The 22,110-nt window shown below is 62.8% G+C and carries 22 protein-coding genes; 5 read left to right on the top strand and 17 right to left on the bottom strand.

Going from position 1 to position 22,110, the window contains the following annotated elements; genetic code table 11:
* Positions 1–42: 42 nt before the first annotated feature.
* Genes OEZ71_RS19445 through glpD form a run of 3 tightly spaced genes read right to left on the bottom strand, consistent with a single transcriptional unit; the run spans position 43 to position 4,216 of the window.
* Positions 43–1,158 (bottom strand): iron-containing alcohol dehydrogenase, encoded by a 1,116-nt coding sequence (locus OEZ71_RS19445; RefSeq protein WP_263741744.1) that lies wholly within the window; start codon positions 1,156–1,158, stop codon positions 43–45.
* Positions 1,155–2,639, bottom strand: a complete 1,485-nt coding sequence (gene glpK / locus OEZ71_RS19440) for a glycerol kinase GlpK (protein WP_263741743.1) — start codon at positions 2,637–2,639, stop codon at positions 1,155–1,157. Before glpK ends, OEZ71_RS19445 begins: the two co-directional genes overlap by 4 nt.
* On the bottom strand, positions 2,636–4,216 hold the full coding sequence (glpD, locus tag OEZ71_RS19435; RefSeq protein ID WP_412175663.1) for a glycerol-3-phosphate dehydrogenase: 1,581 nt from the start codon (positions 4,214–4,216) through the stop codon (positions 2,636–2,638). Before glpD ends, glpK begins: the two co-directional genes overlap by 4 nt.
* 171 nt (positions 4,217–4,387) lie before the next feature.
* On the opposite strand from glpD, the gene OEZ71_RS19430 reads away from it, so the two are divergent.
* The gene (locus OEZ71_RS19430; protein ID WP_263741741.1) at positions 4,388–5,149 is read left to right on the top strand and encodes a DeoR/GlpR family DNA-binding transcription regulator; all 762 of its coding nucleotides are present in this window, start codon (positions 4,388–4,390) and stop codon (positions 5,147–5,149) included.
* On the opposite strand, the gene OEZ71_RS19425 is transcribed toward OEZ71_RS19430, so the two are convergent.
* Positions 5,139–6,005, bottom strand: coding sequence for a LysR family transcriptional regulator (locus OEZ71_RS19425; protein ID WP_263741740.1), 867 nt, complete (start codon positions 6,003–6,005; stop codon positions 5,139–5,141). The two genes, OEZ71_RS19430 and OEZ71_RS19425, sit on opposite strands and share 11 nt — an antisense overlap.
* 123 nt (positions 6,006–6,128) lie before the next feature.
* Between OEZ71_RS19425 and cuyA the strand changes: the two genes are divergently transcribed.
* Positions 6,129–7,148 (top strand): D-cysteate sulfo-lyase, encoded by a 1,020-nt coding sequence (gene cuyA / locus OEZ71_RS19420; protein ID WP_263741739.1) that lies wholly within the window; start codon positions 6,129–6,131, stop codon positions 7,146–7,148.
* On the opposite strand, the gene OEZ71_RS19415 is transcribed toward cuyA, so the two are convergent.
* The 12 genes from OEZ71_RS19415 to OEZ71_RS19360 all read right to left on the bottom strand — a co-directional run bounded on the left by OEZ71_RS19415 (position 7,103) and on the right by OEZ71_RS19360 (position 18,743).
* On the bottom strand, positions 7,103–8,035 hold the full coding sequence (locus OEZ71_RS19415; RefSeq protein ID WP_263741738.1) for a DMT family transporter: 933 nt from the start codon (positions 8,033–8,035) through the stop codon (positions 7,103–7,105). The two genes, cuyA and OEZ71_RS19415, sit on opposite strands and share 46 nt — an antisense overlap.
* A gap of 160 nt (positions 8,036–8,195) precedes the next feature.
* The gene (gene iolB, locus OEZ71_RS19410) at positions 8,196–9,014 is read right to left on the bottom strand and encodes a 5-deoxy-glucuronate isomerase (RefSeq protein ID WP_263741737.1); all 819 of its coding nucleotides are present in this window, start codon (positions 9,012–9,014) and stop codon (positions 8,196–8,198) included.
* Positions 9,011–9,205 carry a hypothetical protein gene (locus tag OEZ71_RS19405; RefSeq protein ID WP_263741736.1) on the bottom strand — a complete coding sequence of 65 codons (195 nt, stop codon included), beginning with the start codon at positions 9,203–9,205 and terminating at the stop codon, positions 9,011–9,013. The genes iolB and OEZ71_RS19405 overlap by 4 nt, the downstream gene beginning before the upstream one ends.
* On the bottom strand, positions 9,205–10,104 hold the full coding sequence (iolE, locus tag OEZ71_RS19400) for a myo-inosose-2 dehydratase (RefSeq protein ID WP_263741735.1): 900 nt from the start codon (positions 10,102–10,104) through the stop codon (positions 9,205–9,207). The genes OEZ71_RS19405 and iolE overlap by 1 nt, the downstream gene beginning before the upstream one ends.
* 11 nt (positions 10,105–10,115) lie before the next feature.
* Positions 10,116–11,945 (bottom strand): 3D-(3,5/4)-trihydroxycyclohexane-1,2-dione acylhydrolase (decyclizing), encoded by a 1,830-nt coding sequence (gene iolD, locus OEZ71_RS19395; RefSeq protein ID WP_263741734.1) that lies wholly within the window; start codon positions 11,943–11,945, stop codon positions 10,116–10,118.
* A gap of 31 nt (positions 11,946–11,976) precedes the next feature.
* On the bottom strand, positions 11,977–12,981 hold the full coding sequence (gene iolG, locus OEZ71_RS19390) for an inositol 2-dehydrogenase (protein ID WP_263741733.1): 1,005 nt from the start codon (positions 12,979–12,981) through the stop codon (positions 11,977–11,979).
* A gap of 10 nt (positions 12,982–12,991) precedes the next feature.
* Entirely contained in the window at positions 12,992–13,762 is a 771-nt protein-coding gene (locus tag OEZ71_RS19385; protein ID WP_263741732.1) for an SDR family oxidoreductase, read from the bottom strand.
* Positions 13,762–14,535, bottom strand: coding sequence for an ATP-binding cassette domain-containing protein (locus OEZ71_RS19380; protein WP_412175658.1), 774 nt, complete (start codon positions 14,533–14,535; stop codon positions 13,762–13,764). The genes OEZ71_RS19385 and OEZ71_RS19380 overlap by 1 nt, the downstream gene beginning before the upstream one ends.
* A gap of 13 nt (positions 14,536–14,548) precedes the next feature.
* Positions 14,549–15,622, bottom strand: a complete 1,074-nt coding sequence (locus tag OEZ71_RS19375; protein WP_263741731.1) for an ABC transporter permease — start codon at positions 15,620–15,622, stop codon at positions 14,549–14,551.
* 81 nt (positions 15,623–15,703) lie between these two features.
* Entirely contained in the window at positions 15,704–16,645 is a 942-nt protein-coding gene (locus OEZ71_RS19370; protein ID WP_263741730.1) for a sugar ABC transporter substrate-binding protein, read from the bottom strand.
* A 78-nt stretch (positions 16,646–16,723) separates the two neighbouring features.
* Positions 16,724–17,551: a TIM barrel protein gene (locus OEZ71_RS19365; RefSeq protein WP_263741729.1), complete on the bottom strand. Its 828-nt coding sequence runs from the start codon at positions 17,549–17,551 to the stop codon at positions 16,724–16,726.
* 160 nt (positions 17,552–17,711) lie between these two features.
* On the bottom strand, positions 17,712–18,743 hold the full coding sequence (locus tag OEZ71_RS19360; protein ID WP_263741728.1) for a LacI family DNA-binding transcriptional regulator: 1,032 nt from the start codon (positions 18,741–18,743) through the stop codon (positions 17,712–17,714).
* A 136-nt stretch (positions 18,744–18,879) separates the two neighbouring features.
* On the opposite strand from OEZ71_RS19360, the gene OEZ71_RS19355 reads away from it, so the two are divergent.
* From OEZ71_RS19355 to OEZ71_RS19345, 3 genes are read left to right on the top strand one after another with little or no spacing between them, the layout of a single operon-like run.
* A complete protein-coding gene (locus tag OEZ71_RS19355) occupies positions 18,880–19,956 on the top strand; it encodes a fatty acid desaturase family protein (protein WP_263741727.1) in 1,077 nt (358 codons plus the stop codon).
* Between the two features lie 12 nt (positions 19,957–19,968).
* The gene (locus tag OEZ71_RS19350; RefSeq protein WP_263741726.1) at positions 19,969–20,283 is read left to right on the top strand and encodes a MocE family 2Fe-2S type ferredoxin; all 315 of its coding nucleotides are present in this window, start codon (positions 19,969–19,971) and stop codon (positions 20,281–20,283) included.
* A gap of 3 nt (positions 20,284–20,286) precedes the next feature.
* Positions 20,287–21,087 carry a 3-methyl-2-oxobutanoate hydroxymethyltransferase gene (locus tag OEZ71_RS19345; protein WP_263741725.1) on the top strand — a complete coding sequence of 267 codons (801 nt, stop codon included), beginning with the start codon at positions 20,287–20,289 and terminating at the stop codon, positions 21,085–21,087.
* Here OEZ71_RS19345 and tdh read toward each other — a convergent pair.
* Positions 21,084–22,109: an L-threonine 3-dehydrogenase gene (gene tdh / locus OEZ71_RS19340; protein ID WP_263741834.1), complete on the bottom strand. Its 1,026-nt coding sequence runs from the start codon at positions 22,107–22,109 to the stop codon at positions 21,084–21,086. The genes OEZ71_RS19345 and tdh overlap by 4 nt on opposite strands.
* Position 22,110: the final 1 nt, after the last annotated feature.

Below are 22,110 nucleotides of genomic sequence, written 5' to 3'. Positions count from 1 at the left end.
ATGTAATCCGCAAGGGGGGCGGGAACAATAGAAGATGCCGGATCAGCCCGCCGCGGCAAGCACGGCAACAAGATCGGCGGCATTGAGCGGCGCCGGATTGGCCTTCATCGAGGATGAAACGGCCGCCGCCTCGGCCACAACGTGATGATCCCGCGCATGAAGTCCCTGCGCCGACAGGCGAGGCAGCCCGGCCTCATGCATCCAGCGTTCAAGACCGCCGACGCTTCCAAATACGGCGCCGATCCAGCGGGCCACGTCGTCAAAGCGACTGGTGTCCGCCACCACCGCCCCGTTGGCGCGCAGGACATGCGGCAGCAGCGCGCCGCAAACCGCGCCATGCGCCGCACCCGTCATGCCGCCGATCACGCCCGCCAGCCCATGCACCGCGCCCAGCCCCGAATTGGCAAGCGCCAGCCCGCCGGACAGGCTGACCCAAGCCATGCCGTCCCGGGCACCCGCGTCCTCGCTCTCCATCAGGCGGTGCAGCGCGGCCAACCCCTTCGGGATCGCGGCCCGGCAAAGCGCATCCGTGTATAGATTGGCGCGTGTGCAGAGATAGGGCTCGATCACCTGCGTGATCGCATCGAGGCCCGAAGCGAGTGTGACCCCGCGCGGGCAATCGTCGGTCAGCGCCGGGTCAATGATTGCAAGTTCGGCGATCATTCGGTCATCGCGAAGCGAGACCTTGCGTCGGTGCTCTGGCACGTCGATGACGGCATTTTTGGTGACCTCTGCCCCGGTTCCTGCGGTGGTCGGAATTGCCACGAAAGGCAGTGGGTCGGCGTCCAGCCGCTGCCCACGCCCGACGACTTCGAGATAGTCGAGCGGCGTGCCGGAGGCAGGCAGGAGCGCCGCGACCGCCTTGCCAAGATCGATGGCTGCCCCGCCGCCCAGACTGACCACGCAGTCGGACCCTCGGGCGTCCTTAAGCGCTTCATTGAGCATCGGCAGGGTCGGTTCGCCTGCGCAACCATAACGGTGAACGCCCGCACCCTCGGCCTTCAGCACCTGTAACAGCCATTCCGCCCGCGATCGGTCGCGGCCGTGGACGAGAAAGATACGCTGTCCCTTCGCGGCGATTTCGGGAACGGCGGCCCGCGCCTCGCCCCGTCCAAAGCGGATACGTTTCGGTTGAAGGATCGTGAAGGGCGCGCTCATACCGTCAGCGTGGCGGCGACGGCGCGTTTCCACCGGGCGTATTTCGCGTCCCTTATGCCATCATCCATCGCCGGTTCGAACCGCCGCTCCAGCGCCCAACTCTTGGCGAAGCCCTCGGCATCCGGGTAGACCCCGGCCCGCGATCCGGCGAGCCAGGCGGCCCCCATAGCCGTTGTCTCCAGCACCTGCGGCCGGTCCACCGGCGCGCCGATGATGTCCGACAGGAACTGCATCGCCCAGTCGGACGCGGTCATTCCCCCATCGACGCGCAGCACGCCCTCGGCCGACCCGCCCCAGTCAGCGCGCATGGCTTCGAGAAGGTCGCGGGTCTGATACCCCACGCTTTCCAGCGCGGCCTTCGCCAGTTCCGCCGGACCGGAATTGCGGGTCAGCCCGTAGACGGCTCCCCTGCAATCGGCGTTCCAGTACGGCGCGCCGAGGCCGACAAAAGCCGGGACAAGCACCACGTCCTGAGCGGGATCGGCCTTGTCTGCCATCGGCTGAGTCTCAGACGCTTCGCGAATGATCTTCAGCCCGTCACGCAACCATTGCACGACGGCACCCGCGATGAAGATTGAGCCTTCGAGCGCGTAGGTGGGTCTTCCGCCGAACTGGTAGGCAATAGTGGTCAGAAGCCGGTTTTTCGAGGCGACCGGGGTGGCGCCGGTGTTCAGAAGCGCGAAGCAGCCGGTGCCGTAGGTTGATTTCATCATGCCGGGCGCAAAACAGGCCTGCCCGATGGTCGCGGCTTGCTGGTCACCCGCGACGCCGTAGATCGGGATTTCGCGGCCGAAAAGGTCGGCGCGGGTATGACCGAAATCAGCGGCGCAGTCGCGCACCTCTGGCAGCATAGCCATCGGGATGTTCAGAAGCTTGCAGATGTCTGAGTCCCAGCCGCCTGTCCGAATGTTGTAGATCAGCGTCCGCGCCGCGTTCGTCGCGTCGGTCGCATGCACCTTGCCGCCCGTCAGCTTCCAGATCAGGAAGCAATCCACGGTGCCGAACAAGAGGTCGCCCGCCTCGGCCTTTGCGCGTGCGCCTTCGACCGTGTCGAGAAGCCAGGCGAGCTTCGTGCCCGAGAAATAGGGGTCGAGCAGGAGACCGGTCTTTTCCGTCACCATCGGCTCGTTTCCAGCCGCCTTCAGCTTTGCACACAGATCCGAAGTGCGGCGATCCTGCCAGACGACGGCGCGGTGGATCGGCTCACCCGTTCTGCGGTCCCAGACCAAAGTCGTCTCGCGCTGGTTGGTGATGCCGACGGCGGCGATATCCTTGGCCTGGACCTTCGCCTTCTCGATCACCGCCCGGGTCGTGGCAGCGACCGAGGACCAGAGGTCCGAGGGATCATGCTCCACCCAGCCCGAGGCCGGAAAATGCTGCGTGAACTCCTCCTGCGCGACGGCCGTCACCTTCATCGTGGCGTCGAACAGGATCGCCCGGCTCGACGTGGTGCCCTGATCAATTGCGAGGATGTAAGTCATGTCGCTCCCTCCTCCGCCATCCATGCGTCAAGCGCCGCGATCTGTGCCGGGCTCATGCGCAGCCCCAGTTTCGTACGGCGCCAGACCACGTCCTCGGCGGTTCTTGCGTATTCCTTCTCCATGAGCCAGCGGACCTCCGCCTCCGTCAACCCTGCGCCGAAATCACGGCCGAGATCGGCGGCGGCTTTCGCCTCTGCGAGCAATTGCGCGGCCTCGGTCCCATATGTCCGGATCAGCCGCCGCGCGGTGAAGGCATCAAGGAAGGGATATCGTTCCATCAGATCGTCGATCAGCGTCAACACTCCGTTCACCGGAAAGTCGCCACCCGGCAGGGGCACGCCTGCCGTCCAGTCGGGCTTTGTCACTTTCAGGATCGGCGCAATCTTTGCCAGCGCCGCTTCGGCCAGCTTTCGATAGGTGGTGATTTTGCCGCCGAAGACGTTCAGCACCGGTGCGCCGTCTGTGTTGAGCGTAAGCACATAGTCCCGCGTCGCGGCGCTCGCCGAACTCGCGCCGTCGTCGTAAAGTGGACGGACGCCGGAATAGGTCCAAAGGATGTCGTCGCGCGTCACGGGCTTGGCAAAGTACTCCGATGCGAAGGCGCAGAGATAGTCCTGCTCCGTCTCGGTGCAGTGCGCATCCAGCGGGTCGCCATCATGGTCCTGATCGGTGGTGCCGATAAGGGTGAAATCCTCTTCATAGGGGATCGCGAATATGATCCGCCCGTCCGTGCCTTGGAAGAAATAGGCGCGGTCATGGTCGAACAGCCGCTTCGTCACGATGTGCGAACCGCGGACCAGCCGGATATGCGCTTTTGGCTTCAAATGCGCGGTGTCGCGGACAATGCTTTCGACCCAGGGCCCGCCTGCATTAACCAACATCCGCGCGCGCATGGTCTTGGTGCGGCCGTTCAGTGCGACTTTCACTTCCCAGACATCCCCGTCCCGGCGCGCGTCGACGACTTTTGCCCGGGTCATGATCTTCGCCCCACGCGCCTCGGCGTCGCGGGCGTTGAGAACCACGAGACGGGCATCCTGCACCCAGCAGTCGGAATATTCGTAAGCCTTGTGGAATTTGGGGTTCAGCACGGCCCCGGCGGTGTCCGTGGACAGGTCAAGCGTTTGCGTGCCCGGCAGGATCTTCCGCCCGCCAAGGTGGTCATACATAAAGAGCCCTAGCCGGATCAGCCATGCAGGTCGACGGCCGCGCATCCACGGCATGAAGACCGAAAGAAGCCGCGAGGTGGGTGTCGCGCCCTCAAACCGCATGTCTTCATGATAGGGTAGGATGAACCGCATCGGCCAGGCGATATGCGGCATGGCACTCAGGAGCACCTCGCGTTCGATCAGCGCCTTCCGCACCAGCCCGATCTCGAAATATTCCAGATAGCGTAGCCCGCCGTGAAAGAGCTTGGTCGAGGCCGAAGAGGTCGCCTGCGCCAGATCTCCCATCTCGGCCAGCGCGACCGAAAGCCCGCGCCCGGCCGCGTCACGGGCGATGCCGGTGCCGTTTATGCCGCCGCCGATGATGAAAAGGTCATAGGCGTGTTCGGGGATGGGTTCGGAAACCAAGGGGATTCTCCACGGATGCCGTTCGGGTTATCGCGCTGTATGGCGCGTTTTGTCAACTTTTGTATTCGTTAATGTTCGTTTTTCGTGACGAAGCCGATCAGATGCGGTATCGGATCGTTGTAAGGTGGGTTTGAACCCACCTTAACGGCAGGTCGGGCAAGGAGAGGAAGCTACGGAATGGCACTCAGTTTCCGGCAGAGCGAGATTCTCGACATCGCGCGGGCCGAGGGGCGCGTCGGCGTGGACGACCTTGCCGAACGCTTCGGCGTCACGCTTCAGACGATCCGCCGCGATCTGACCGAACTGGCCGATGCCGGACAACTTGACCGCGTCCATGGTGGCGCGGTCCTGCGCGCCGGTGTCGCCAATATCGGCTATGAGGAACGGCGGCTGATGAATGCCGAGGCCAAGGCCGCGATCGGCGCGGCCTGCGCGGCCACGATCCGGGACAATTCCTCGCTGTTCCTAAATATCGGCACGACGACCGAGGCCGTGGCGCGAGCGCTGCTGAAACACCGCAACCTGACCGTTGTCACCAACAACATGAACGTCGCCAACATTCTTGCCGCCAACGAAAGCTGCGACGTGATAGTCGCGGGGGGCGTCCTGCGCCGCTCGGATGGCGGGCTGGTGGGTGACCTGACCACCGAGGCGATTTCGCATTTCAAGGTGGATTACGCGATCATCGGCACGTCGGCGCTGGACCTTGATGGCGACCTACTGGATTTCGACCCGCAGGAGGGGCGCGTCAGCCGGGCAATCCTGCGTCAGGCCCGCGCCACCTGCCTTGTCGCCGATGCTTCGAAACTTGAACGGCGCGCGCCGGTCCGCATCGCCTCGCTCTCTGAAATCGGTCGCGTCTTCACGGACCTGCCATTGCCCGACCCTCTCGCGGAAAAATGCCGGGACTGGGATACCGACGTGGTGCTCAGCCGGTAAGCTGCGCCCAGGCAGAGAGCAGATCGGGCCGCGCCTCGCCCGCAATGCGGATCATTCGGATGTCGAGATCCTGAGCAGGCAGGCGGTCGTCCAGCGTCACGAGCCGCCCATCTTCCAAGGGTTCCTTCACCAGGGCTTCGGGCAGCCAGGCAATGCCGATCCGGTTCAGCGCGTATTGCAGGGCAGCCAGCGTCAATGCGGTTTCTGCCTTTCGGATAAAGCCGATATGGGGCGCGACACGTGGCAGGACGGCGCGTTCCATGACATGTCCAAGAAAAACATCGGACGGATAAGCGATCAAGGGCCAGCCCTCTCCCCCGACCACTCCGGGGGCCGCGACCGGCAAGAAGCGGTCGCGGCCCAGAATGGCGGTGTCAAAGGCGTGGCTGGCAGGCAGGCTGCGCTCACCCGGCAATTCGTACATCACCGCCAGATCGACCTCACCCGACAGGAGCATCAGCAGGCATTCGTCGCGATTACCGGAACGAACCCGTACGGCGTGATTTCCGGTCTCGGCCAGAACCGAGACAAGGGGGGGTGAGACGGTCGTGGTGATCGCATGCTGGCAGGCGAGCGAGAGCGTTCCACCCTTGCCTTGCCCTGCGCGTTTCAGCCCCTCGCGCAAGCGGCGCAGACCCGCCGCCAACGCCCGCAGTTCGGGCTCCTGTGCCCGGATGGCGGGCAGCAGCTCCACCGGCTTGCGAGAGCGGTCGAAAAGCTCCGCCCCGATACTGTCCTCGATCGCCCGGATGCGCCGGGTAAAGGCTGATTGCGTCAGGCAGCGCATCTCGGCCGCCCGGGCAAAAGAGCCGGTGTCGAGCACTGCCAGAAGATCGTCGATCCAATCGAGCCGCATGCAGGGCGCATAGCTCAATGAGCCTCAACTTGCAACTTTGGAATATTAATTCGCGAAGTTCGCATTTGTTTTGGCGGGTCGGGCGCAGCTATATGTCATCAAACGCAACTCACGGAGAGACCCATGCATCTTGCCCGCTTCCCGCGCCACTTCCTCGCCCATCTGCCGACGCCGTTGGAGCGGCTGGATCGCCTGTCGAAGGAGCTTGGCGGGCCGGAAATCTGGATCAAGCGCGACGACTGCACCGGCCTGTCGACCGGCGGCAACAAGACCCGCAAGCTGGAATTTCTGATGGCCGAGGCCGAGGCGCAGGGCGCGGAAATGGTGATGACCCAGGGCGCGACCCAGTCAAACCACGCCCGCCAGACCGCCGCCTTCGCCGCAAAGTTGGGCATGAAGTGCCATATCCTCTTGGAAGACCGCACCGGGTCGAACAATGCAAACTACAACCACAACGGCAACGTCCTTCTCGATCACCTGCATGGCGCGACGACCGAAAAGCGCCCGGGCGGCGGTGACATGAATGCCGAGATGGAAAAGGTGGCCGACAAGCTGCGCGCCGACGGCAAAAAGGTCTACACGATCCCCGGCGGCGGTTCGAACCCGACAGGTGCGCTGGGTTATGTCAACTGCGCCTTCGAGATGCTGGCACAGGTCAACAACAGCGGCATGAAGATCGACCATATCGTCACCGCGACCGGCTCGGCCGGGACCCAGGCGGGCCTGATCACGGGCCTGAAGGCGATGAACGCGCAGATCCCGCTTCTGGGCATCGGCGTCCGCGCGCCGAAGCCGAAGCAGGAAGAGAATGTCTACAACCTCGCCTGCGCGACGGCGGAGAAGCTCGGCTGCGCCGGGATCGTAAAGCGCGAGGATGTAGTGGCGAATACCGACTATGTCGGCGAGGGCTACGGCATCCCGACCGCAAGCGGCATGGAAGCGATCCGTATGTTCGCAGAACTGGAAGCGATCCTTCTCGACCCGGTCTATTCTGCCAAGGGTGCCGCTGGCTTCATCGACCTCATCCGAAAGGGGCATTTCAAGAAGGGCGAGCGCGTGGTCTTCCTGCATACCGGCGGCGCGGCAGCACTCTTCGGTTATGATGGTGCCTTCGATTTCACAGGCCGCTGGGTCGCCGCCTGACGATTGACCAGATAGACCCCCGCCGCCGACAGCGCGAGTCCCGCGAAGGCGGCGGGGGTTACGACCTCTCCCAGGATTGCCCAGGCGAGAAAAAGCGCCAGAGGCGGCACGAGATAGAGCAGCGCCGATATCCGCGTCGCATCGCCGCGCTGCAAAAGCGCGATGTAAAGCCCGATCGAGATGATCGAATTGGCGATTACAAGATAGGCAAGCGACACGATCAGTTCCGGATGCCAGTCGATCGCCATGGTCTCAGTGGCCCAAGCGGCTGGCATTAAAACCGCGAAACCTACGACGTATTGCACCACTCCACCGATGGCCGGATCGGTGCGCAGCCCGTGCCATTTCTCGAAAAGCGTCGCGAGCGTGATGCCCAGGAGCGCCGACAGGGCAAGGATCACGGCGACAGCGGGGCTCGGCCCCAATGTCCGGCCTCCGGCAATGACAATCACCACGCCGAGAAAGCCGAGGACGAGGCCAAGCCACAAATGCCGCCCGCTGCGGGCCCCGGTGACCAAAGGGGAGAGGGCCGCGACCAGGATCGGTTGTAAGGCCATGATGATCGCGGTGGTGCCAGCGTTCATCCCCCGTTTCATCGCAAGATAGGCAAGCCCGAAATAAACGCATTGGATAAGGAAACCGGTCAGCATCAGCGCGCCCCAGTGCCGGGCACCGGATGGCCATTTGAGCTTGCGCCGAAAAAGGAACGGCACAAGCGCGAGCGCCGCGAGTCCATAGCGTAATGCGAGCATGGTCATGGGCTCGATATGCGCCAGGCCAAGCTTGGCGAAACTGTAGCCGCCAGACCAGAACAGCAGAAACACCAACGGCGCCGTGCGCCAGAACAGGGCGGTACTGGTATCGGAGTCTTCCGTCGCCTGCGCCATGGATCAGGAAACCGCTCCAGCGCAGAGCGGATTTGCGCAGCAGTCAGTATTCACAGGCATCACATATCACATCCTCAGCGCGGTTCCCGTTGGCGGCGAGGCTAGGGGCGACAGCCTCCGTGGACAAGCAGATTGCGATCCTAGGTTTACAGCAGAGCCGTCATGTGCCGGTCGCGAGATCCCTTTGCACGATCCAGTCATGGTCAGGATGGTTCCTGAAGCGCCATTTGCGCAACGGCCCGGCCATGACGTTGAGATAATACATCTCATATCCATATGGCGCACCGCAGGGATGGTGGCCTTTCGGCACCAGAACCACGTCGTGATTGCCGACCGCCATCGTCTCGTCCAGCGACCCGTCTTCGGTCCAAACCCGCTGGATGCCGAAGCCCTGTTCGGGGTTCAGGCGGTGGTAATAGGTTTCCTCCAGATATGTCATGTTCGGATAGTCATCCTCATCATGCCGGTGCGGCGGGTAGGAGGACCAGTGCCCGGCCGGTGTGAAGACCTCGGTCACCAGAAGGCTGTCGGCCACATCCCGCCCCTCCATCGCGATATTGTTGATGTAGCGGGTGTTTGTGCCCTTGCCGCGCGGGGTCAGGTCGATCCCGGCGGGCCCGATGATCTGCGCCGGATGGCCGCCCTTTCCGGGGGCCGAGCAGACGGCAAGCGTGCAATCGGTGGCGGCGGTGGCCTGCCAGGCAGCGCCGTCCGGGACATAGACGCAATGCGGCGGGGTCTTCTCAAAGACGTCCATCCGGTCGCCAAGCTCGCCAAAGTCGTGGCCATCGACGGTGATCTGCACCTTGCCCTCGACCAGAACCAGTATCACCTCACGGTCGCCGGTTTCCTCTTGCGCGACCTCGCCCGGCGCCAGCCGGTAGAGGCCAAAGCCGACATAGGACCAGCTGGCACTCTGCGGTGTCACATTATGGACCTTGCCGGTCGCTCCGGCGGGTTTCACCAAAAGCTTGTTCATTCGCTGTCCTCCGGCGGGGTGGTGATCAGCAGGACATAGGCGGCGTAAAGCCCGGCGCCTCCGAACAGCATCGCCCAGCCGGGCGAGCCCGTGATGATCTCGATCAATGCCCAGCCAAGACACGCCACCACCACCACGACCCGCCGCCAGCGCGGGCGGAAGAACGGGTGGGCGGGGTCGATCAGGGCCATCAGTCTGCGATCTCCAGTCCGGCTTTACAGCAGACAGACAGGATATGCTCGTAGCCACGTTTGGAATAGTCGTAGGGTGGCGCTTTGGCCGGGTCCTGCTCAGCCTCGACCACGATCCAGCCCGAGTAGTCCATTGCCTTCAGTGCATCCGTGACGGCCTGAAAGTCGATGCAGCCGTCGCCCGGCACGGTGAAGGCGCCCGCGATAACGGCGTCCAAGAAGCTACGGTCATTGGCACGGACTTCGGCCACCACATTGGGTCGGATATCCTTGTAATGCACATGATGCACCCGGTCGCCCCAGCGGTTCAGTGTGGCCATCACGTCACCGCCACCAAATAGAAGGTGACCGGTATCGAAGCACAATTTCACCTCAGGTGACGAGCCCTCCATCAGCCAGTTCACATCGTCCTCATCTTCGATGATCGAGCCCATATGGTGATGATAGGCAAAGGGCATGCCCCGGTCGGTCACCCATTTCGCGACTTCACTGAGTTTCTTGGCATAGGCTAAGACCTCGTCTCGCGACAGCTTCGGGCGCTTGTTGACCGGCACGTCCTGCTTTCCCTGCACGGTGTTGGAGCATTCGGCATAGACGATGCAAGGAGAGCCCAGCGCGACGAACTGGTCAACCTGCTGGCGGATCGCCGCCGTCTCTGTGGCGGCGTCATTCACCAGAGTGTTGCCCGAACACCAGCCGCCACAAAGCGCGATGTCATAGGTGTCGAGATAGGCCTTCAGCCCCTCGGTGTCGTGCGGCATCCGCTGGCCGCGCTCGACGCCGGTATAGCCGATCTCACGCGCCTCCTTCAGCGCCTGTTCCATCGTATAGGCGGCGGTCAGGTCCGGCAGGTCGTCGTTCTGCCAGGCGATGGGGGAAATCCCGATCCTTACACTCATCTTTCATGTCCTCAGACGGCGCTCTGGTCCTTGCGCCGTGTTTCGTAAACCTCACGCGCCGCGCGCACCTTGGGCCGATCGGAGACCTCGGGCACGCCAACCTCCCACCAGCTTCCGCCATGGGGGGTGGAGGGATAGGGATCGGTGTCGATGACGATGGCATAGACGCCTTTGTGGTCGCTGGCCTTCGCCAGATGCTCCTCAAGCTCGGCAATGTTGCCAGCCTTGACCGCCTTGGCCCCCATCGATCCGGCATGGGCGACGAAGTCGATGGCTGAAGGGTTCACGTGATGGGCGGTGTCGAGAAGGTTGTTGAACTCCTCCCCCCCGGTGCCCATCTGCAGCCGGTTGATGCAGCCGAAACCGCGATTGTCGGTGATGATCAGGGTAAAGCTGATCCCCATCATGCATGCGGTGGCAAGCTCCGAGTTCGCCATCATGTAGGTGCCGTCCCCGGTGAAGCAGACGACATCGCGGTCGGGTTCGGCCATCTTGATGCCGATGGCTCCGGCGATCTCATAACCCATGCAGCTGAAGCCGTATTCCATGTGGTAAGAGCCCGGTCGGCCCGCCTTCCAGAGCTTGTGCAACTCTCCCGGCATGGTGCCGGCAGCGCACATTACGACCGTATCGGGCCCGGCGGCGCGCTGGACCGCGCCGATCACCTGCATGTCGGTCGGCTTTTCATTGCCCTCACCGGGCGCATCGGTCAGTGGATCGACCTTGGCGAACCAATCGGCCTTGAGCGTCGCGGAAGGGTCGTCGAAGGTCTTGCCCTTCAGGGCTCCCGACAATGCCTCCAGCCCCGCCCTTGCATCGGCGCAGAGCGGCACCGCGCCGTGCTTCATCGCGTCATAGGGCTGGACATTGAGGCTGACCAGTTTGCGCCCCGGCGCGCGGAAGAGCGACCATGACCCGGTGGTAAAATCCTGAAACCGCGTGCCGACGCCGAGGACGAGGTCGGCCTTGCCGCAGACCTCATTGGCGCTGCTGGCCCCGGTTACGCCGACGGGGCCGAGGTTCATCGGGTGGTCCCAGGGCAAAGCGGATTTGCCCGCCTGCGTCTCGACCACCGGAACGCCGTGGGCTTCGGCGAAGGCGCGCAGGGCATCGGTCGCATAGCCGTAATGCACCCCGCCGCCCGCAACGATCACCGGGTGCTTCGCGGTCTTCAGAAGATCGGCAACACGGGCCAGTTCCGCCGGATCGGGCGGCGGCACCCGGCGGTGCCAGATGCGTTCATCGAAAAAGGCTTCGGGCCAGTCATAGGCCTCGGCCTGCACGTCCTGACAGAAGGCAAGCGTGACGGGGCCGCAATCGGCGGGATCGGTCATGGTGCGCATGGCGCGGGGCAAAGCGGTCAGCAACTGCTCGGGCCGGGTGATCCGGTCGAAATACCGGCTGACGGGGCGGAACGTGTCGGTGGCGGTGACCGTGCCATCGGCAAAGTTCTCGGGCTGCTGCAGTACGGGATCGGGCCCGCGATGGGCAAAGACATCACCTGGCACCATGAGGACCGGTAGGCGGTTCACGTAAGCCAGCGCGCAAGCTGTGACCATGTTGGTAGCACCCGGCCCGATGGACGAGGTCACCATCATCGCGCGCGCCCGCCGCAGCTGTTTTGCGTAGGCAATCGCGGTATGTGCCATCGTCTGTTCATTGTGCCCGCGATAGGTCGGCAGCCGGTCGCGCACGCCGTACAGCGCCTCGCCCAGACCCGCTACGTTGCCATGACCGAAGATCGCCCAACATCCGGCGATATAGGCCTCTCCGGACTCGTTCTTCTGCGCGGCGAGGTATTTCACCATGGCCTGCGCGGCGGTCAATCGTATCGTCTTCATCTCTTGTCCTTCCCTGCCCTACGCGCCGGGATCATCCGAGTATTTCGGCGACCCGCACGGCGCGGTCTTCAGCCACTGATTTCAGCGCGGCCTCGGCAAGCGCCAACGCCAGGAGGCCGTCTTCCCCGCTGGTCGGCGGTGTCGCCCCGGCATTCACCGCCGCGATGAAGGCCGCGATTTCATTGGCATAGGCGGCGGTGTAACGCGTCATGAAGAAATTCAGGAGCGGCGGCTGGGTGAAACCGCCCTCACCCGCAAACTGGATATTCGCCTCATGCGTATTGGCGGCGGAAAGCGCGCCCTTGTCGCCCAGAACCTCGATCCGCTGGTCGTAACCATAGCTCGCCCGCCGGGAATTGGTGATGATCGCCTGACGGCCGGACGCAGTCCGCAGGATCACGTTGACGCTGTCATAATCGCCAAGTTCGCCGATCTTCGGATCAGTCAGGACCGAGGCAGCGGCCATGACCGTCTCCACCTCCTCGCCCAACAGCCAGCGGGCCATATCGAAGTCGTGGATCGTCATGTCCCGAAAGATTCCGCCAGACCGGGTGATATAGTCATAAGGCGGCGCGCCGGGATCGCGGGAGGTGATCGTCACCATCTCAACCTTGCCGATCCGACCCGCATCGATCGCCGCCTTCACCGCCATGAAGTCGGGATCGAAGCGGCGGTTGAAGCCGACCATCAGCGTCGCGCCAGTTTCCCCGACCACATCCAGACAGGCACGAACCCGGGACAGACTTAGGTCCACCGGCTTTTCACAGAAGATCGCCTTGCCCGCGCGGGCGAAGCGTTCGATGAGATCGGCATGGGTGTCGGTCGGGGTACAGATGATGACCGCATCGATGTCGGACGATGCTTCAATTTCGTCAATCGTGCGGATGTCGCAGTTATAGGCCGTCGCAACGGCCTCAGCCGCCGCCGCATGCGGCTCGGCCACGGCGACAAGGCGGGCCCCCGGGGTGGATGTCACGGCGCGGGCATGGACCTGACCGATGCGGCCGGCCCCTAAAACTGCAAATCGTGTCGTCATGTCTTTTCCTTTACTCGGGATAGGCCCCGGCGACGTTCTGGTCGAAATCAACAATCGCGCCCGTCATTACGCCAGACTGCGGCGATAGCATGTAGGAAGCGAGACCGGCCACATGGTCGGGCTTGACCAGCATGCCGAAGGGCTGGCGCGCCTCGGCATCGGCCAGCCAGCCGTCACCGGCGCCATGAAAGCGGCGCTGCGTTTCATCCTCACCCGGCGTGTCCATCCAGCCGCAGTTGATCGCATTGACCCGGATATGGTCCCCCCTGAGAGCCTGCGCGGCGTTCTTCGTGACATTGGCAAGCGCCGCCTTTGATGCGGAATAGGGGGCAAGGAAGGATTGCCCGCAATGGACCACCATCGACAGGATGTTGACGATGGATGCCGCATGCCCCGCCTCGCGCGCCCGCTGCGCCACCCGCTGGATCGCGAAGAACGGCGACCGCGCATTGACCGCCATCATCCGGTCCCAAAGCGCGGGTGTCGTATCGAGAACCGAGCCCCGGTCCGTCGCCGCCCCGGCATTCACAAGCGCGGTCACTCTGCCCATCGCTGCGGTGGCGTCATCCACAAGACGTATGATCTGGTCTGTATCGGCAAGGTCGGCCTGCCGGTAGGTAGCACCGATTTCGGCCGCAGCCTTCGCGCCCCGCTCTGCGCTACGCCCCGCTATCACAAGGTTGCGGCACCCGGCCGCAATCAGTGCCCGGGCGATGGCAAGGCCAAGGCCCTGCGTCCCGCCGATGATCAGCGCCGAGGTTTCGCGATGATCCGCTTCCATCAGGCCGCGCCTTCGTATTCAGCTTGAGTCTTGGCGCCTGTGATATAGGCAACGACATCCTGCCCGTCAGTCTCTTCCTTTTTCAGGTTCGCAACGATCCGGCCCCGCCGGAAGACGACAATCCGGTCGACAAGATCCATGACCTGCCGCATGTTGTGGCTGATAAGGATCAGGGGCTCGCCCGCCTCTTTTAGGTTGCGGATGATGTTTTCCACCTGTGCCGTTTCCTGAACGCCAAGCGCCGCGGTCGGTTCGTCCATGATCGTCAGCTTCGAATGGAAGGTCGCAGTGCGGGCGATGGCCACGCATTGCCGTTGCCCGCCCGACATGTTTCGGATCGTATTACGGATGTTCGGGATCTTGACTGCGGTCTTTTCAAGTCCCGCGAGCGTTGCCTCGCGCATCGCCTTGTAGTCCAGCACCCGGAACGGGCCGAGCCAGTCCCACTTGGTCCTTTCGCGCCCCAGAAAGAGGTTGTCCGGCACATCGAGGTCGTCAGCCAGCGCCAGCGTCTGGAACACCGTTTCAATCCCCGCCTCGCGTGCCTCAAGCGGCCCCCCGAAATGTACCGGCTTGCCATCGAAGATGATCTCGCCCCGCGTGCGCTGTTCCACGCCGGTGATCTGGCGCACGAAGGTCGATTTACCTGCGCCGTTATCCCCCATGATGGCAACATGTTCGCCTCGACTGAGGGTGAAATCGGCGCCTTCGAGTGCGTGGACGCCACCGTAATGCTTGGTCAGCCCACGGGTTTCCAGAATGACATCGCTCATGATCCTGCCCCCTTCATGACCGCAACTGCGCCCGACCCTGGCGCCATTGATCAAGGACGACCGCGCCGACGATGATCGCGCCCTTCACCATCTCCTGGTAATAGGCGTCGAGCCGGAGAAAGGTGAAACCGGAAATGATGACGCCAAAGATTAGCGCGCCAAGAACAGTGCCGATGATCGACCCGCGCCCGCCAGCCAGCGACACGCCGCCGATGACCGTCATCGCAATGGCGTCCAGTTCGTACATGACCCCCATGCCCGCCTGCGCAGTCAGGTTCTTAGAGCTGAGAACAATCGCCGCGACGGCGGCGAGGGTTCCGGCGATGGAATAGACCAGCACCTTGTGCCGCGCGACCTTGATGCCCGACATCCGCGCCGCATCCTCGTTTGATCCGATCGCATAGGTGTGCTTTCCGTAGACCGTGAACTTCAGCACCAGATGAAAAAGGATGGCGAGGGCCACAAAGATCGCAACCGGCATCATGCCCTTGCCGATGGCCGCGAAGCTTTCGGTCGGGAAGGAGATCGGGTTGCCGTTCGACCACCATTTCGACAGACCGCGCGCGGAAACCATCATGCCCAGTGTCGCGATGAAAGGTGGGATCTTGGTATAGGCGATCAGAAGCCCGTTGATCATGCCGGCGATCAGGCCGCAGACCAGCCCGACCAGAATGGGAACCAGAACCGGCAGGTCCATGGCCCATTCGCCGAAGATCGCCTTCGGGTTCGGATTTCCGTTGACCATGGCCGTCTGGGCAAAGCTCATCACGATCATCGCGGTGGCGCCGACAATGGAGCCGGACGAGAGGTCAATCCCGCCCGAAATGATGACCTGCGTGACCCCCAGCGCAATGATGCCGATGATCGACACCTGAAGGATGATGATGTTGATCCGCGCCCAGTTGAAGATCGCATCGACATTGTCGCGCGTATTGAACAGGAAGGATTGCCCGTAGATCAGCCAGCCGAGAACCTCGAATGTGACGACGATCAGGACAAGTGCAAAAAAGACGTTCAGTTCCGGCGGTTTGGCGCGTTTCTTCGGGTCGTACTTCAACCCGCCAATTCCATGAGCTGTGTCAGCCATCTTCCCTCTTCCTTCGGACGCAATGTCGCGGGTTGGGGGCGGCGCCATGTGGCGCCGCGCCCCGTGGCCGCCAGATGCGGATCAGTTCTTGGACAGGTAGTCGCCGATATTGGCCGGTGTCACGAGTTCGAACGGGATCCAGACCTCGCGATCAACCTCTTCCCCGCGCGCCAGTTTTACCGCCGCGTCGAGCGAGCCGGAGCCCTGCGCTGCCGCGTTCTGGAACACGGTAACGTCGAGGTCACCGGCCTGCATCGCCGCCAGAGCATCCTGCGTCGCATCGACGCCGCCGACAACGACCGAGGCCATGTCGATGCCTGCCGCCTTCATCGCCTGAATGGCGCCGATTGCCATCTCGTCGTTGTTGGCGATAACGCCGTCGAAGGCGGCGCCCGTCGACAGCCAGTTGGTCATCAGGTTCTGCGCCTCATCACGCGACCAGTTGGCGGTTTGCTCGTCGATGATGTTCAGCGTCACCGCGCAACGCCCGTCGCCCATCACATCGTGGATGTCCTTGGTGCGCATGACCGCTGCCTGGTTCGAAAGCTGGCCCATCATAACATAGATATTGGCAGGGTCCTTGCCCGCCTCTTTGAAGAGGCGGCAGACCTCGATCGTTTCCAGCGTGCCGGAATCGACCTCATTCGACGCGACGAAGGCTTGATTGTCGGGCAATGTGTCGAGGTTGATCGGCTGGCGGTTCACGTAGACGAGCGGCACTCCGCCCGCAGCTGCGGCGTCGGTCATGGCCTGCGTGGCCGAGGTGTCGACCGGGTTGACGATGATCGCGTCGACGCCCGAGGCGATGAAGTTGTTGATCTGGTCAAGCTGCTTGGCGACGTCGTCCTGTGCGTCCTCGATCTGGACACTGTGGCCCTGTTCGTCGGCATAGGCCTGAAGCCCGTTCCGCAGAACCGTCAGAAAGTTGTCGTCGAACCTTGCCATCGACACACCGATGTTTTCGGCCATGGCGGTCGTGCCCATGAGCATCGCCACTCCGGCCATGAATACTGTCTTTTTCATTTCGTTCCTCCCATCGGATGTCCGGCGCACCCTTTCCCTGAAACCATGCCGGAAGCCCGCTTCGGGCATTGGTATCGGTCAGTAATGAGCGCTTTCACGTTCGCTCATTCGTGACCGCATGAAATTGAACGACCGGGCCAATGCGGCGCCCGGATCGCTCAGGTCGTGTATTTCTTTCGCAAAGCTCTCCATTGATACCGGCCCCGTGTAACCCGCGTCACGCAGCGCCCTCAGCTGGTCGACATTTCCCAGCCGGTCGCGTTCATCGACCAGCACCCGGTGCCCGTCGCCCATCTCGTCAATGCCTAACCCGGGATCGGTGACGCCCGAGACATGAACCATGCCGGTATGTGGCGCAAAGAATGGGCCGCCCCCGGCGAGCGTATGGTGGAATGTGTCGTGGACCAGTTTGAAACGGCCGGTCGCGTTGAGGGCCTCGATTGCCTCGACCGCCTCGATCTTGTGACGCAAGGCGCATATGGAAAAGCCGAGAGGTTCGATCAGACCGATCAGCCCATGATCCTCAAGCATCGGCTTGAGGTCCTTGAGCGCGAGGCGCAGGTTGGCCTGACGCTCGCCATTGCCCATACCCAAGCCGTCGTTGCGGGGGATCAGGCTGACCGCCTCGGCGCCCGCAGCGGCGGCGAGGCGCATCAGGTCGCGCGCCTCTTTTGCCTTATCGGCGGACCAGTCATTGAACCTCTTCACTTCGGCGACGGCCAGTATCCTCAGTCCCCTGTCGCGCGCCATCTGTCCTGCCTCGGCCGGGTCACGTCCGTCGAACAGAGGCTGCGGCAGGTCGTTACGCACTTCGACACCTTCACAGCCAAGCTCCGCCGCGAGGTCGAGAAGACGCTCGTAGTTGAGCCGGGCCACGGTCATGTGGTTCAGCGCGAGTGGCAGCATGTTTCGCGTTTCCTCCCTGTCCCGGGCACATTGTCCCGGGTCCGGTCTAATGCCGTTTCGCAAGAAGGTGCCGCCCGGACAGGCGAATCGTCAATGCGAGGGGTGCAGTTTCCGTCAGGAATGACGAAATCAACATCATCAATATGATGATATTACATCATCATATACTCTCTGCCAGATATAGCTCAGGCTGAAGGAAATGCTGACCCACGACATCCGACATGCCGTTCAGGACGGCGTTGGACATCAGCGCGACAATGTCGCGGCAGAGCACCGCCAAGGGGGTGGAGATAACCAGGGTTATGTACCGGTCCTGCAGACCGGCGCGGGTTTCGGGCGTCACCTCGTTGACTACGAGCGCAACGTCGCCCGGCTGGCGCACTTCGCGCAGGGCGGCAATCGCGCCCTCCATTCCGCCCCCCGCGCAATAGATGCCGCGCAGGTCGGGATGACGGGCCAGAAGGTCGAGCGTTGCCTCATACGTCAGTTGCCGGGTCTCAAGATTGACCAGTGTGTCGAGCACGGTGAACTGCGGTGCGTATTCCCGGAAATAGGAGCGGAAACCGGTTTCGCGCAATTCGTGCCCGTGCCAGCGGTAGCCGCCAACAAAAACAGCGATCTTACCCGGCTTATGCACGGCAGTCGCGATCATCGAGGCCGCGATTCTGCCAACTTTCAAATTGTTAAGGCCAATATAGTTCTGCCGCACTCCTTGGGCGAAGTCGTTCAGCAGCGCGAAACAGGGAGTGCCATCCTCCTGCAATTCCTGCACGGCTTCGGTGACGATGTGATGGGTAACGGCGGTTGCCCCCATCACGTCGACCCGGCCCTTCAGCCCCCGCATCAGATCGGCAAAGTCCCCCGGCGCTTGTGAGGCCGAGTACTCGATGATCAGCTCCCCCCGGACATTCGGCGCTGCCCGCACGGCGCGTTCCATCTCGGCGGCGAAGTTCTTGTAGAAAGCCTGCTTTTCCTTGTGCATGACGAACCCGAAGCGCATCAGCGGCAGGTCGGTTTTGATCCGCTGCCCGATCAGGCCGGCCGCATGGTAGCCGATCCGATGCGCCGCTTCGAAGACCTGCTTTGCAGTGGATTCGCGTACCTTCTCGCGCCCGTTCAGCACCCGGTCGACCGTGGCCGTACTGACACCCGCCTCGCGCGCGACATCCGCAATCGTCATCCGCCCCGCCATCATACCTCCGCGACTGATGTGATTACATCACCATATCTGCCGGATTTTGACGATATCTGATGGGAATCCAAGACCCGATCTATGGCGCTACTGCAATCGCCCCTAGGCTTGTGTCCGGCACAACTCGGGAACGGACATGACGAAACGGGATTACAGCCTTCTGGGCGACGACGCGAAACGCGCGGTGGAAACCGGCCTCGCGGCGGCGGAATGGTATCACACCGATATTCCCCGCAAGGAGATGAAGGCGCTGATGGCGCGCGAGGATTGGCCCGCTATATGCGACACGGTCATTCTGTTTTCGGCGATGATCACCTTCGCGGCGGGAGGCATAGTCCTCTGGCCTACGTGGTGGTCTGCGCCCTTTTGGCTGGCCTACGGCGTTCTCTACGGCTCGGCCATGGATTCACGCTGGCACGAATGCGGGCACGGCACTGCCTTCCGCACCGGCTGGATGAACAACCTCGTCTACCAGATCGCCAGCTTTTGCATGATCCGCAATCCGGTCGCCTGGCGCTGGAGCCATGCCCGCCACCACACCGACACGATCATCGTCGGCCGCGACCCTGAGATCGTGGCAATGCGCCCGCCGGCTTTGTTCCGGATTTGCCTGAACTTTTTCGGCATCCTTGACGCATGGAACGGCTGGGCTCGGATGTTGCTGAACGCCTCAGGCCGCCTCGACCCTGAGGAAGCGACCTTTATCCCGGAAAGCGAGCATCCCAAGGTCATACGCATTGCCCGGATCTGGGTGTTGATTTACGCCGCAACCATCGGGCTCGCGATCTGGACGGGTTCAATCCTGCCCTTCATGCTGATCGGCCTGCCCCGCCTTTATGGCGCATGGCATCACGTGCTGACCGGCGTCCTTCAACATGCGGGCCTTGCCGACAATGTCGTCGACCACCGGCTGAACAGCCGCACGGTCTACATGAACCCCGTCAGCCGCTTCATCTACTGGAACATGAACTACCATGTGGAGCATCACATGTTCCCGATGGTGCCCTACCACCGGCTGCCTGCGCTGCACGAGCGGATCAAGGATGACCTGCCGCGCCCCAATCGATCGATTTGGGAGGCTTATGCCGAGGTTCTGCCAACCCTGAAGCGCCAGCTCGCCTACGAGGATTACTTCCTCAGACGCGATCTGCCGCCTACGGCGAAACCTTACAAGGAAGATTTCCACGCCGCGGCACTCGGCGCGGCCGGATAAAGGGAGAAGGACATGAGCAACTGGATTGACGCCTGCGGGACGGAGGAAATCGAGCAAGAGGATGTGATCCGTTTCGATCACGGCGGCCGGACCTACGCGATCTACCGGAGCCCAGACGACGAATACTTCTGTACTGACGGGCTCTGCACGCACGAACAGGTGCACCTCGCGGAGGGGCTGGTGATGGACTACGTCATCGAATGCCCCAAGCATAATGGCCAGTTCGACTATCGGACGGGCGAGGCGAAGCGCGCGCCCGTCTGCGTGAACCTTGCGACCTATCCGGTGAAGGTTGAGGGTGGCCGCGTACTCGTGCAGGTGGGTTGAGCTATGCGCCATAACCGGATGACCGTCGCCGGTCTGAGGGCGATGAAGGGCACGCGGCAGATGACGATGCTCTATGTCGAAACGCTCGACGAGGCCCGCGCCGCTGCCGTCGCCGGAATCGACATCCTGTCGATCATAGACCCGTTGTGGACGCCCGAGATGCGGGAGGCGGCGGGGGATTGCTTCGTACAGGTCGGTCTTCTCTACGGCGAACTCGTGACCGCAGAGGACTATCTGCGTGCCGCCCATCGGGCGATGCGGATCGGTGGCGACGCGGTCTATTGCGCGGCCGGGCTGGGCACGATCCAGGCGCTGGCGGAGGAGGGCATTCCGGTAATCAGTCATGTCGGGCTGATTCCGTCAAAGGCCACTTGGACAGGCGGGTTCAAGGCCGTGGGCAAGACCGCCGACAGCGCGCTGTCCGTCTGGCGTCACGTCAAGGCACTGGAAGTAGCGGGCGCGATCGGCGCGGAACTGGAAGTCGTCCCCGACCGCGTGGCGGCCGAAATCTCACGCCGCACGCCGCTTATCATGCTGTCGATGGGGGCGGGCGCCGGGGGTGACGCCCAATACCTCTTTGCCGAGGACGTGCTGGGCTGCACCCGTGGCCACCGTCCGCGCCATGCCAAGGTCTATCGCAACTTCCGTGCCGAATACGAACGGTTGCAGCGGGAACGCATAGCCGCCTTCCGCGAGTTTGCTGCGGATGTGGCATCAGGCACCTATCCCGCGCCCGAGCATGTTGTGGGTATAGACGACCGGGAATTCGAGGCGTTCCTGAACGGCCTCGACACCCCGGCCTAGCCCCAGTCCAGCACCACTTTTCCGCTCTTGCCAGACCGCATGATCTCGAACCCGTCGCGGAAGTCATCCACCTTGTAGCGGTGGGTGATAACACGGCGGATATCGAGTCCGTTTTCCAGCATCGCGATCATCTTGTACCATGTCTCGAAGATCTCGCGGCCATAGACGCCTTTGATCGTGATGGCCTTGAAGACGATGCGTGACCAGTCTACGGGGCTCTTGCCCGGCGGGATGCCGAGCATCGCGATCCGCCCGCCCATCACCATGTTCTCGACCATCTGGTCGAGTGCCGCCTGATTGCCGGACATTTCCATGCCGACATCAAAGCCTTCCTTCATCTTCAGGGCGCCTTCGACGTCTTTCAGGTCCTGCTTCGCGACGTTGACAGGCACGACGTCGGTCACCTGGGCCGCAAGGTCCAGCCGATCCTGATTGACATCGGTGATCACCACATGCCGCGCGCCGACATGGCGGGCGACAGCGGCGGCCATGATGCCGATCGGCCCCGCACCGGTGATGAGCACGTCCTCCCCGACGAGGTCAAAGGACAAAGCCGTGTGGACCGCGTTGCCGAGAGGGTCGAGGATTGCCCCGATCTCGTCGTCGATCTCATCGGGCAGCGGCACGACGTTGAAGGCGGGGAGCCGCAGGTATTCGGCAAAGGCGCCCTGTTCATTGACGCCGATCCCCCGCGTGGCAGGATCGAGATGAAACTTGCCCGCGCGGCTCTGCCGCGACTTCTTACCGATCAGATGGCCCTCGCCCGAACAGCGCTGGCCGATGGTCAGACCCTCGACGTTCTTGCCGATCTCAACAATCTCGCCCGCAAATTCATGGCCCGTGACAAGGCCCACAGGCACGGTCCTCGCCGCCCATTCGTCCCAGTTCCAGATATGGATATCGGTACCGCAGATCCCGGTCTTGCGGATGCGGATCAGCACGTCATCCGGCCCAATCTCGGGCACCGGGCGGTGCTCCATCCAAAGCCCGACCTCGGGCCTCGCCTTTGCCAGTGCCTTCATG

This window comes from Albidovulum litorale, from assembly GCF_025751495.1.
GTDB classification, from domain to species: Bacteria; Pseudomonadota; Alphaproteobacteria; order Rhodobacterales; family Rhodobacteraceae; genus Albidovulum; species Albidovulum litorale.
This window is presented reverse-complemented; position numbering and strand designations above follow the sequence as displayed.